Annotated in this window: 10 protein-coding genes; 2 read left to right on the plus strand and 8 right to left on the minus strand. The window is 70.1% G+C overall.

Annotated features, from left to right (window positions below):
• The 6 genes from AB0259_RS10770 to AB0259_RS10795 all read right to left on the minus strand — a co-directional run bounded on the left by AB0259_RS10770 (window position 1) and on the right by AB0259_RS10795 (window position 5,246).
• Complete coding sequence (locus tag AB0259_RS10770) at window positions 1–969, minus strand: shikimate dehydrogenase (protein WP_366221750.1); 969 nt, start codon at window positions 967–969, stop codon at window positions 1–3.
• Window positions 966–1,655, minus strand: a complete 690-nt coding sequence (gene deoC / locus AB0259_RS10775; protein ID WP_366221749.1) for a deoxyribose-phosphate aldolase — start codon at window positions 1,653–1,655, stop codon at window positions 966–968. Before deoC ends, AB0259_RS10770 begins: the two co-directional genes overlap by 4 nt.
• Window positions 1,648–2,250 carry a glucose-6-phosphate isomerase family protein gene (locus AB0259_RS10780; protein ID WP_366221747.1) on the minus strand — a complete coding sequence of 201 codons (603 nt, stop codon included), beginning with the start codon at window positions 2,248–2,250 and terminating at the stop codon, window positions 1,648–1,650. The genes deoC and AB0259_RS10780 overlap by 8 nt, the downstream gene beginning before the upstream one ends.
• Before the next feature lie 163 nt (window positions 2,251–2,413).
• Window positions 2,414–3,376, minus strand: a complete 963-nt coding sequence (locus AB0259_RS10785; protein WP_366221746.1) for an aryldialkylphosphatase — start codon at window positions 3,374–3,376, stop codon at window positions 2,414–2,416.
• Window positions 3,373–4,329 (minus strand): NAD(P)-dependent oxidoreductase, encoded by a 957-nt coding sequence (locus AB0259_RS10790; protein ID WP_366221744.1) that lies wholly within the window; start codon window positions 4,327–4,329, stop codon window positions 3,373–3,375. Before AB0259_RS10790 ends, AB0259_RS10785 begins: the two co-directional genes overlap by 4 nt.
• Window positions 4,326–5,246 carry an SIS domain-containing protein gene (locus AB0259_RS10795; protein WP_251577166.1) on the minus strand — a complete coding sequence of 307 codons (921 nt, stop codon included), beginning with the start codon at window positions 5,244–5,246 and terminating at the stop codon, window positions 4,326–4,328. Before AB0259_RS10795 ends, AB0259_RS10790 begins: the two co-directional genes overlap by 4 nt.
• Before the next feature lie 62 nt (window positions 5,247–5,308).
• Between AB0259_RS10795 and AB0259_RS10800 the strand changes: the two genes are divergently transcribed.
• Window positions 5,309–6,061 carry an SDR family oxidoreductase gene (locus AB0259_RS10800; protein WP_366221743.1) on the plus strand — a complete coding sequence of 251 codons (753 nt, stop codon included), beginning with the start codon at window positions 5,309–5,311 and terminating at the stop codon, window positions 6,059–6,061.
• Here the strand turns inward: AB0259_RS10800 and AB0259_RS10805 are convergent.
• Window positions 6,046–8,556, minus strand: coding sequence for a family 78 glycoside hydrolase catalytic domain (locus tag AB0259_RS10805; protein ID WP_366221741.1), 2,511 nt, complete (start codon window positions 8,554–8,556; stop codon window positions 6,046–6,048). The two genes, AB0259_RS10800 and AB0259_RS10805, sit on opposite strands and share 16 nt — an antisense overlap.
• Entirely contained in the window at window positions 8,553–9,860 is a 1,308-nt protein-coding gene (locus tag AB0259_RS10810) for a DUF3863 domain-containing protein (RefSeq protein WP_251577161.1), read from the minus strand. Before AB0259_RS10810 ends, AB0259_RS10805 begins: the two co-directional genes overlap by 4 nt.
• 181 nt (window positions 9,861–10,041) lie before the next feature.
• Here AB0259_RS10810 and AB0259_RS10815 point away from each other — a divergent pair, with 181 nt between their 5' ends.
• Entirely contained in the window at window positions 10,042–11,313 is a 1,272-nt protein-coding gene (locus AB0259_RS10815; protein WP_251577159.1) for an ABC transporter substrate-binding protein, read from the plus strand.
• Window positions 11,314–11,473 lie beyond the last annotated feature (160 nt).

The raw sequence follows: 11,473 nt of genomic DNA on the forward strand, positions 1-11,473 counted from the left end.
TCAGCGCGCCGAACGCGCCAGCCGGCCGAGGCGGTCGAACGAGGGGCCGGAGGTCGGGATGTCGATGTGGAACACCTCGGCGATGACCTGGGTCCACCCGTGCAGGAAGTAGATCCAGCCGTCCTCGATGTGCAACGCACGGGCCTCCTCCTGCGCCCGTGCCTGGTCGAGGAAGACGAGGTCGCCGCGGTAGTTGAGGTCCCATGCCACGCCGTGGCCCGGGAAGCGTGCCGCGTCCGTGAGGGGGGATCCGGGTGCGTCCTTGCCGAGCCCGGTCGCGTTGACGACGAGCGAGCCGGCCGCGAGGTCAGCCAGCACACGGTCGTTGTCGGCGGGCGTCGGTGTGAGGACGTACTCGAATGACGTATCGGTGTCGAGCTGCCGGTGGATCCCGCGGATGTGGTCGAGACGTTTCTCGGACCGATTCGTCACGACGATGCGCCGCGGTCGATCCGCGCCGCTCTCTCGTCGCGACAGGTACCAGCTGATGGCGATCGTCGATCCGCCGGCCCCCATGCACAGCGCATCCGCGCCACCGGCCCAGTGGCCGGCCGGAACGAACGCGTCCAGCGCCAGACCGCTCGAGATCGGATCCTTCGCGTGGCACACGAGGAGTCCGTCGCGCTTGGAGATGCAGCTCGTCTCGCCCATGAGGCGGGCGAACGGATCGATCTCGTCGAAGAGGTCGGCGCACGCCGTGTAGAGATCGATCTTGTGCGTCGTCACGAGGGCACCGAGGCTGAGCGGGTCGGCGGCGATGAACTCCACGACGCGTCGGTAATCCGCCGCCGGGGCATGCAGCGGCAGGTCGATGCCCTGCAGGACCGCGTCCGTGAGACCGAACTCCTCCGCCCAGCGCGGGAAGACCTGCTGGATCGAGGACCGGCCGGTCGTGACGCCGATGAAGTAGAGGGTCGGCGTCACCGCGGGGCGGAGGTCGGCCGAGGTCATGGTCTGGACGATCGTCATGCGTAGCTCCGGGATGCCGCGACGGCCGCGACGGCGGCGGTGGCGTTCATGCCGAACCGGGTGACGCCCAGCTCGGCCATGGTCGTGATGGTCTCGATGTCGCGGATGCCGCCCGCGGCCTTGAGCGCGGCGCGCCCGGCGGCCTGCTCCGCGATGACGCGGATGTGCTCGACCGTGGTAGGGATGCCGGACCAGCCCGTGCCCGTCTTGATCCAGGGCACGCCCGCTGCGATCGCGGCATCCACTCCGCGGCGGATCGTCGACTCGTCGAGGTGCCCGACCTCGAGGATCGCGCGGAGCGGCACTTCGCCGGCCACGATGTCGACCACCCGGCTGAGCTCATCGGTCACCGTGGCGGTGTCGCCGGAGCGCAGACGCCCGATCGAGACGACGACGTCCAGTTCTTGGGCCCCCAGGCCGAGCAGCTCGCGCGCCTCGGCCGCCTTCGTCGCCGGGGTCGCGCCCCCGCTGGGAAAGGAGACCGGCGAACCGGCGAGGACACTGCTCCCGGACAGGAGTTCCCGCAGCACGGGGAGCCAGGTGGGCAGGACGTGCGCGCTGACGAAACCGCCGTCGACGGCGCGGCGCGCGAGCTCCTCGACGTCGCGCCGCGTGTGCTGCGCCTGCACGCAGCTGATGTCGATGTGTGCGGCGAGGTCGGCGAGGACCGCGGATGCGTCAGACACGGTATCCCCCATGATCCGGGTTGAGGCGGGTCGTCCAGCCGTCGCCGTCGGCGACGATCAGCTGCTTCATTCCCCCTGCGCGTTCGATGATGCCGTAGTCCTGACCGGCTTCGGTCGCGTAGGCGAAGACGGTGACGAGCAGGTCGTCGCCGACGTTCACGCTGCGGTGGACCCAGCCGCCGGGCACATGCACGGCGACGCCGGGGGAGATGGGGATGGCTCGGGCCTCGCCGTCGACGCTCTCCAGGAGCATCACGCCGCTGCCGGAGACGCCGTAGTAGAGCTCCGCGAACTCGGCCTGCGCGTGCAGGTGGCCGCGGGTCATCGCGAACTCCTCGCCGATCCGTCCGGGACGGAGCACGCTGAGTCCGATCGTGAGGGCGCCTCGCCCGCTTTCGGGGGTGCTGCTGTCGACCCAGTACACCGGGCTGCCGTCATCGTCTCGGATCGCCGAGGCGAAGGCGTCCGAGTCCCGGTAGAGCCCGTCGAGATCGGGCAGGCGCTTCTCATACCGTTCGGCGGTGCCCGTGAGGCTGCCGGCGAGCGGATCGACGGTGAGGGCGGCCGGTTCGGCCGGTCGTGCAGCGGCGCACATGTCACGTCCATTCGTTTCCGATCCGGGTCTCGGATCGGTAGTAATACTACGCAGAGGCGGCCGAAAGCCGCAATCGACACCCCCAAGATGCGTCTGAGCGCGTCTTTGCGGTAGTTGTGCTACGTGAGACGGCTTGCTCCGGGACCGCGGCGGCGGATGCGCGTCAGATCCGCCAGGTGAGCCAGGTCGCCGGGTTGGTCCCGAGCACCGCAGCGATGAGCTCGGGCCCGCCCGCTGCGCGGACCCGAGGGACGAATCTGTCGCCCAGGTAGGCGAGCCCCGGCATTCCGCCGTAGGCGACGTACCGGCTGCGTCGCGCGACATCGCCGCCGAGCAGGATCCGCGTCGCGCCGCCGCGACGGGCGGTCTCGACGAGGCAGTCCACGAGTGCCGAGTCCGGCCACTCACGGGAGCGCGCCGGACCGTCGTACCCCAGGTAGGAGCCTCGCGCCGCGAGTTCGGCGTGCAGGCCCGGATCGGGATTGCGGTCGATGTGCGCGAGCGCGACCCGGTCGGCGCCCACTCCCGCCTCGTCGAGCGCGTCGAGCGCTTCATGCGCAGCGGAGCCGTGCTCCAGGTGCACCATCACGGGTGCCCCGGTCGCGCGGTGCGCCGACCCCACCGCCTCGATCGCCCGCCGCGCGGCCGCGTCGATGCGCCAGTACCCCAGGCCGACCTTGAGCACCCCCGCGCGGGGCCGACCAGCGGCCTCGGGCGTCGCGGCATCCAGTCCCTCCTCCGCACCGTCGCGCAGGTCCCGCAGGAAGGCGCGCGCGAGGACATCGACGTCCGCCGTGAGGAGGGGATCGTCCGACGCATAGTGCTCGCGGCGGTGCACCCCGGTGGTCATGACGACGGACACGCCCGACTCCTCCGCGATGCGGCGGATGGCATCGGGCCGCCGGCCGAGGCCGAGGGGTGTCGCGTCGACCATCGCCGTGAACCCGGACCTCCGCAGGAGGACCGCTTCGCGGAGGGAGGCCGCCTCGTCGTCCAGATCGTCGCCGGGAAGGAGGGGGGAGCGCTGGAAGAGATGCTCGTGGTAGTCGACCGGGCCCAGAGCGGCGGGTTCCACATCACCCGTCACGGTCCGGACGATGCCGGCAGGCGCAGCGGTTTCGATCACGCCGACACCGGATGCCGGGGGGCGCGCCCCTCGAGGACCGCGCGCAGGTCCGCCGTCGCCATACCGCCCATGCCGTCCACGCCCTCGCGCGTCTGCGCGCCGAGGTGCGGGGTGATGATGACGCGGTCGGCGAGGTCGTCAGCGAGCAGCGGCGACGCGAGGTCTCCGTGATTCTCCGTCGCGAGTGTGTCCGCGGCGTAGGCGACGACGCGGCCCGAGCGGATCGCGTCGGCGAGGGCGGGCTCGTCGACGAGGTCGGCGCGGGCCGTGTTGACGAGGATGACGGGTCGGTCGGAGGCGGCGAGCCAGTCGCGGTCGACGACCGTCCGGCCACCGGGCGCGTGGAGCGTGACGACGTCGCACGTCACCGCGAGCTCGGCTGCGTCGCAGCGCACGACGCGATCGAAGACGGGGTCGTCCTCGGGCACCCACGGATCCGCGCCGCGGACCGCACAGCCGAAGCCGTCGAGACGTTCGATCACGAGGCGTCCGATCCGCCCGAGCCCGAGCACCCCGACCGTCAGAGCCGACAGCTCGCGCGTCGACCAGCCCGACCAGTCGCCGCGGCGCACCCGTCGATCGGCGGCGGGGATCCCCCGCAGCGCGCTGAGCAGCAGGGCGAGGGCGTGCTCGGCGACGGCGGCCGAGTTGGCCCCCGGGGTGTTCGTGACGATCACACCGCGAGCACCCGCTGCCGCGACGTCGACGTTGTCCACCCCCACGCCGTAGCGCGACACCACGCGGAGCCTCGGGGCGAGATCCAGATGCCGGCCCGTCACCGGTCCGGTGCCGGCGATCCACCCGTCGACGGCCGGCAGGATGCGGGAGAGCTCCTCCAGGTCGTGCGAGGGGTCGGCGCGGACGATCTCGTAGCCCGCCGCGGTCAGTTCGCCCACCACGTCCCGGCCGCCGCCGCCGAAGGACCGGGAGGTGACGAGCACCCGACCGGTCACGACGGCGACTCCTCCGTGGTCGGGGATCCGCCCGAACGCATGGTGGCCAGCTCGCTCTTCATGCGGCGGATGGCCTCGGTGTGCTCCGGGCTCCGCCGCAGGGCGACGCCGGTGGCGAGGATGTCGATCACCACGAGGCCGGCGAGGCGGCTCGTGGACGGCGTGTAGACGTCGGTGTCCTCGAACGTGCGCGCGATGAGGGGAACCGTGGCGATGTCGGACAGGGGGCTCTGTCTGCCCGTGATCGAGATCACCGCAGCGCCGGCCTTGCGGGCCGCTTCGGCGACGATGAGCGTCTGCTCGGTGTGACCGGTGTTCGAGATCGCGACCGTGACCGACCGCGGGCCGCTCATCGTCGCCGCGATGAACTGCTGGTGGAAGTCCTCGGGCGACTGGCAGGGGACCCCGAAGAGCGGGAACTTCTGCTGTGCGTCCTGCGCGATGATCCCGCTCGCGCCGAATCCCACGAAGAGGATGTCGGATGCGTCGAGGAGGAGGGAGATGGCCTGCTCGACGGATGCGGCGGCGAGGGTGCGCCGGGCGCGGTCGAGGCTCGAGATGGTGTGGTCGAAGATCTTCTCGGCGAGGTCGGCGCTGGAGTCGTCCGTCGTGATGGACGAATGCGTGACCGGCAGCCCGAGGGCGAGGGTCTGGGCGAGTTGGATGCGGAAGTCCTGGAAGCCCTCGCAGCCGACGGACGCGCAGAAGCGCATGACGGTCGGCTCGCTGACCTCTGCCGCTTCGGCGAGGCCCGCCATCGTGAACTGCACTGCGCCGACGGGGTTGTCGAGGACGATCGCGGCGACCCGCTGTTCCGATCGACGAAGGCTCGGAAGTTGTCGGGTGATGCGTTCGAGGAGGGTGTCGGTGGAATCCTCCGACGGAGCGGCGGTGCTCTGTCCGGTGTCCGTGGTCACGGGTTTCCCCTTCCATGTAGTATCGCTACAAACCATAGCGCACCACCCGGGAAAGGCCCCTGATGTACCGCGAACGGCTCGAACTGGACGGCAAGGTCGCCGTCGTCACCGGCGGATCCCGAGGCATCGGGCTCGCCTGCGTTACGGCGTTGCGGGAGTTCGGCGCCACCGTCGTCATCGCGGACCTGCTCGACGAGCTCGGCACGGAAGCCGCGGCATCCTTCCCCGATCGCGTCGAGTACACGCACCTCGACGTGACCGACGCCGATGACGTCACCGCCGTCTTCGCGGACGTCGCGGCACGGCACGGACGCCTCGACATCCTCGTCACCTCCGCAGGGATCGCGAACCACCAGGCATCCGCCGACATCACCCGCGAGGCGTGGGACCGCGTCCTCGCCGTCAACGCGACGGGCACATTCTGGTGCGCGCGCGAGGCGGCGCGACACATGACGTCCGGCGGTTCCGTCGTGGCGATCGGATCGATGTCGGGCGAGCTCGCGAACGCACCGCAGCGGCAGGCGGCCTACAACGCCTCCAAGGGTGCGGTGCACCTCGCCGTGAGATCCCTCGCTGTCGAGTACGTCGAGGCCGGCATCCGCGTGAACGCGGTCGCGCCCGGTTACGTCGGCACCGACCTCACCCGCGAGGGAGTGCCCGACGACTGGTGGGACGACTGGCTCCGGCGAACCCCGATGCAGCGGGTGGGGACCCCCGAGGAGATCGCGTCGCTCGTCGCCTTCCTCGCCTCCGACGCAGCGTCCTACATGACCGGATCCGTGGTGCTCATCGACGGCGGCTACTCCACCTGGTGACGGAAGCGGTGCGTGCCGGCCCCGACGCCGACCCGCCCCGTCCCCAGCTCGACCTCGGCCGTGACGCCCACCGGGACCTCGCACGTCAATTCGACGACACCGTCCTCATCGCGTCGCCAGCGTGCGGACAACATCCCGTACGGGGTGCGGACGGCGGCGTCGGCGCTCTGCAGGGACGTGTCGAGCAGACCCGGTGACACGAGCGCTCGCCGCCATCCCGGGCTCAGAGGTCGAAGGCCGGCGACGTCGCCGTAGAGCCAGTCGTCCAGCGTGCCGAGGAAATAGTGACCGCGCGAGCGCGACTCCGGCTTCCAGTGCTCCCACAGCGAGGTCGCGCCCTGCGTCACCCAGTACCCCCACCCGGGGTAGGTCGTCTGCAGCGCGACCGCGAGGGCGACCTCGCCGTGACCGTGACGGGTGAGTACCGGCAGCAGGTGCGGGGTGGCGAGGGCTCCGGTCCACAGGTGATGGTCCCGCTCGACGACGTCCTCCGCGAGCCGCGCGGCGGCGCGGGCGCGGGCGGCCGGCGGCAGGAGGTCGTACGCCAACGCGAGCACCGCATGAGCCTGGCGGTAGCCGTCGTCGCCCTGCCCGCGGACCTCGGCCGCCCCGTCGTCCCAGAAGGCGTCGACGAAGGCCGCGCGACTGACGGATGCCGCGGCTCGCCACTCCTCCGCATCCTCACCCAGCGTCCCGGCGATGCGCGCCGCGGTGTCGCACATCGCGACCAGGAAGGCGGTGGCCGCGATGCGGGAGTCCTCGGGCGGGTTGCCGCCCCCGGCATCGGTGTCGGGTGCGACCCAGTCGCCGAGCGTCGTCGTCGCGATGCCGCCCGGGCAGCGGTCGAGTTCGAAGCGGAGGTAGTCCCGGGCGTCGGGCCAGATCGACCGCAGGACCTCGGTGTCGCCCGTCTGCATGTGGATCTCCCAGGGGACGAGCAGCAGCGCGGCGTGCCACGTCGGAGCCGGGGACCAGTCCATGGACCAGCCGCCGTGCGGTGCGATGACCTGCGGCGCACCGCGGCCGTGACGGGACTGCGCGATGTCGTCCGACCACTTCGCGAGCAGCGCGTGGGTGTCGAGATTCTGCAGCATCATCCGGGCGCCCACCATCCCGTCCCCGGTCCATCCGTTCTTCTCGTACTTCGGGGTGTCGGTCGGGATGCCGTGGAGATTGTTGAGGATCGTGCGGACCGTCAGCTCGTGGACCGTGTCCAGCAGCGGCTCCGAGCTCGAGAACCGTCCCGTGCGCGGCGCCTCCGTATGGACGACGGCCGCGCGCAGCCGCGGGAGGCGTGCGGCGCGCACCTCCACGTACCGGAAGCCGTGCCAGGTGAATCGCGGATGCCAGTGCACCGGCCCATCCGCGAGCGTCACCCTGTCCGTCTGGAACCGCCCGTCGAAATAGCCTTTCTCGTCGACGCAGTTCGGCGCGCCGTCCGCCTGCAGCGTCTCGCCGAATCGGAGCTCGATCGTCTCGCCGCCCCCACCGTCGGCTTCGACCTCCACCCACCCGGCGATGACGCGCTCGAAGGCGACGACCCATCGACCCGGCGACAGCTGCGTGACCTCGGTCGGGTCCAGCCGCTCGGCGACCACGATGGGTGGTTGGCGCTGCGGTTCGGGAACGCCGCGGGGCCCCGCGGCGATGCGGACGCGCGACCAGCCCGTGTCGTCGAACGCGGCGTCCGCGCTCCCGGCGACGACGAGTCTCGCGTCGAAGTCCTCGCCCGCATAGAGGTCATCGCTGCGGGTCGGGCCGTCCGTCACCCGCCAGCTCTCGTCGCTGCCGATCACCTGCATCCCGCGCTCCGTGCGCACCGCGACGAGCAGCCGGACGCAGGGGTCGTCGTGCCACGGTGCCCGCTCCCAGTTCCAGGTGTTGCGTCCGCGCATCCCGTAGAAGCCGCGGCCGAGTTCGGCGGTCAGGACGTGGCGACCGGGCGTGAGCCGCGACGTGACATCCGTGACCGTGTACTGGCTCACGATGTCGTAGTCCGTGAAGCCGGGACCGAGGACGGATCCGTCGAGCGGGTCCCCGTCGAGCTCGACCACGGCGAGACCGCCGGCTGCGACGACGGCATACGCCTCGAGCACGGGCGCGTCGACGTCGAAGACGCCGCGGACGATCGGCGCCGCGGCGGACGGATGCGGGGCGCCGACCCACTGCGTGCCGTGCCACCGCCCGTCGACGACACCCGTGACGAAGGTGCCCGATCCGGTGGTCTCGCCGTCGGAGGTGCGCACGTCCACGCGCCAGGAGTAGCGCCGGAGCGACTCGAGAGGTGAGCCGCCGTAGGCGATGTCGACGCAGGTGTCGTCGTCCGCCGAGGTGGCCCAGACGACAGCGCCCGACCCGTCGGCGACGGAGATCCGCCAGCCCTGCTGCGTCGCCCCCGGGCCGGCGCCGGTGACCTGCCAGCCGAACCGCGGGCGTGCCCCGACGCCGACGGGATCATGGCGATGGTCGACCGTCAGAGCGGTGAGTCCGATCACGCGAGCGCTCGCAGAGCGCGCAACTCGGGTGCGTCGCCGTACGCGTCGTCGAGGGCGGCATCGAGGTCGGGATGGGCGGCGAGGAACGTCGCGATCGGCTGCGGGCGGTCCTGCGGTCGGGTGCCCTTCTGGTTGATCTCACCGAGCAGGCTCCACCGGCGATCCCCGCTCCCGCCCGGCTCGGTCTCGGTCCCTGTGTAGGCGGTGTAGTCGAAGACCCGCACCCCTTCCTCATCCTCGAGGACCCCCAGCCGGTAGTCGGCCGTCATGAACCAGGTCACCGTCTCGCCTGCCCGGGAAGCCTGCACGCCGCTCCCGGACTGCTGCAGCAGATAGGCGAGGCCCTCGTTGTCGCGATGCCGCGACCGCCACTCCTCACCGAACTCGCCGATCGTGGGGATGCGCATGTCCGGCCAGCGATCCCGGAGTCCGCTGATCCACCCCGTCCATGCGTCGAGCATGTGCGGGTCCACTGCGAGTCCTCGTGCGACCTCGCTGATCTCGTAGTTCACGGTGAGCCATCCGAGGCCGTTGCGCTCGACGTTCCGCGCATCGAAGTGCGCTTCGCTGGTCGCTTCCAGCTCCCGCAGTGCCTCGGCGCGGGGCAGCCGGTGCAGCGTCTCGATCGGGCCGAGACCGAGGCGGGAGTTGTGATCGGGCGACATCCCGGCCGCGCGCGCAGCGACCAGGTCGACCGTCCACCCGTCCAGCTGCACGGCGTCGATGCGCTCGTCTCCCCGTCCGGGAACCAGGAAGTGGGACCGGGACGGATAGTAGGGGTACGCGATCGACCCGTCGCCGTCTTGCAGGTCGATGTCGAACTGGCTCCAGATGTTCCCCTGGACGGTCCGCATCCCGCGTTCCCGGGCAGCAGCGATGTTGGCGGCGGCGAGGAAGCCGGCCACGAGCGAGCGGGGATCGCGTCCGAAGTGGTCCGAGATGAGATCGGCGGCATCGAGGATATCCCGGCTGACCTCGTCACGGGATCCGTAGAGATTGGCGAAGAAGCCGCCGGGAACGAACGCGACGTCGTCGCCGTGGTCCCGCGTGATGCGGGCGAGCGTCGTGCGGATGTCCCGGTAGCGCGGCGAGTCATCGGTCAGCGCGCCCCACGACAGCGCCCACGTGATCCTCGCGTCGGGGACGGCCGACCGGACGGCGTCCGAGAAGCGCTCGACGAGTGCCGCGGAGTGGAGCTCCGTCTCGTCTTCCCAGAGGGAGCGGGTGCGGGTCGCTTCGATCTGGTGACGGCGGATGACGGTGTTGAGCGTCAGGCGACGCCCGATCGGCTGGGAGGATTCCATGACCAGACACCCTAACGAGATTCGACGGTGCAGAAGTAGTACCACTAGCCAAAATGGGCACAAACGGATCACGTTCTGATAAAAATCCCGCAAAACGTGGATCAATGTGTAGTATCGCTACCAACACCTCAGCGTCACACGGATACCCGACCGTGACCATCAATGAAGACAGGGAGTGGCCATGAAGAAGTGGCTCAAGGGGGCGACACTCGCCGGAGTCGCCATGGCGACAGTCGGAACTCTGGCGGGATGCGCGGGCTCGGCGGGCGGTACGTCCGACGGCCCCGTCGAGATCAGTTTCATGATGTGGGGCGACGGTGGTGACACCCAGACCGCCTATGAAGACGTCATCGATGCCTTCGAGGAGGCGAACGACGGCATCACGGTCAACGCCGAGTTCTTCAACACCAACGACTACGACAACCTGCTGAAGACGCGCCTGTCCGGTGGGGCGGGCCCGGACGTCTACGGCTTCGACCTCGGCAACATCGAGAGCTTCGTCGCGGACGGATTCGCTGCCGACCTCTCCGAGGGAGGCGAGAGCTATCTCTCGAAGCTGACCCCGGAGGCGCGCGAGGACTCCGAACGCGAGGGCGGCACGTACAACCTGCCCATCTCGCTCTCGGGCAACGGCATCATCTACAACAAGGCGCTCTTCGACAAGGCAGGCGTCACCGACGAGCCGACCACGTATTCCGAGCTGAAGGATGCCGCCAAGAAGCTGTCCGACGCCGGCATCGTCCCGTTCGCCATGAGTGCTCAGGACAACTGGTGGCCTCAGTTCATCGTCTACTACCCGCTCGCGGAGCACGGTGCGAACGAAGAGCTCGGGGCCGAGATGGCCGCCGGCGAGACCACCTTCTCGGACAGCGACGCGTGGCGGGACTCTCTCGACATCGTTCGTGAACTGACGCCGTACTACATGCCGAACCCCGTCGGGACGAGCCAGACCGCCGCGCAGTCGGCGTTCCTCGCCGGCGATGCGGCCATGTTCCCGGCCACCTGGATCCTCTCCGACGCGCGGGCAGCCGACCTCGATGTGGACTACATGAACTTCCCGACCACCGACACGGAGTCCGACGCGCTGTGGGGCACGTACCAGGTGCGGTTCGGCCTGAACCCCAACAACGGTGACGCGAAGCTCGCCGCGGGTCAGAAGTTCCTCGACTTCTTCATGCAGGACGACGTCTATTCAGAGTTCCTCGCCAAGGTGAAGCTCTTCCCGACGACCGAGGGTGTGCAGATCGGCGAGGATGTGGACCCGCTGTTCCCCGACATGCAGGCCTCCTGGGAGGGGAAGCAGTTCGTCGCCGCCTTCTCGCCGACCGATCCGAGCATCCAGGACGCCCTGCTGGTGGGGCTCCAGGACATCATCAGCGGGTCGAAGTCGACCGATGACGTGCTCGCCGACCTCGACACCGCCCTCGAGCAGTACGTGGCCAACAACAACTGACCCCGGGAATGCCCGGCCGCTCCCCGAGCGGCCGGGCATTCGCCTGTCCAATGGGCACGTTTCGGTAGTTCAGCTACCGGATACGTGCCCATTTCGGCGTCGAGCGAGGATGCGGCGCACGAAAACGCGAGATCTGTGTAGTATGGCTACACCACGACCC

It is taken from the genome of Microbacterium sp. NPDC080005 (assembly GCF_040702445.1).
Taxonomy (GTDB): domain Bacteria; phylum Actinomycetota; class Actinomycetes; order Actinomycetales; family Microbacteriaceae; genus Microbacterium; species Microbacterium oleivorans_D.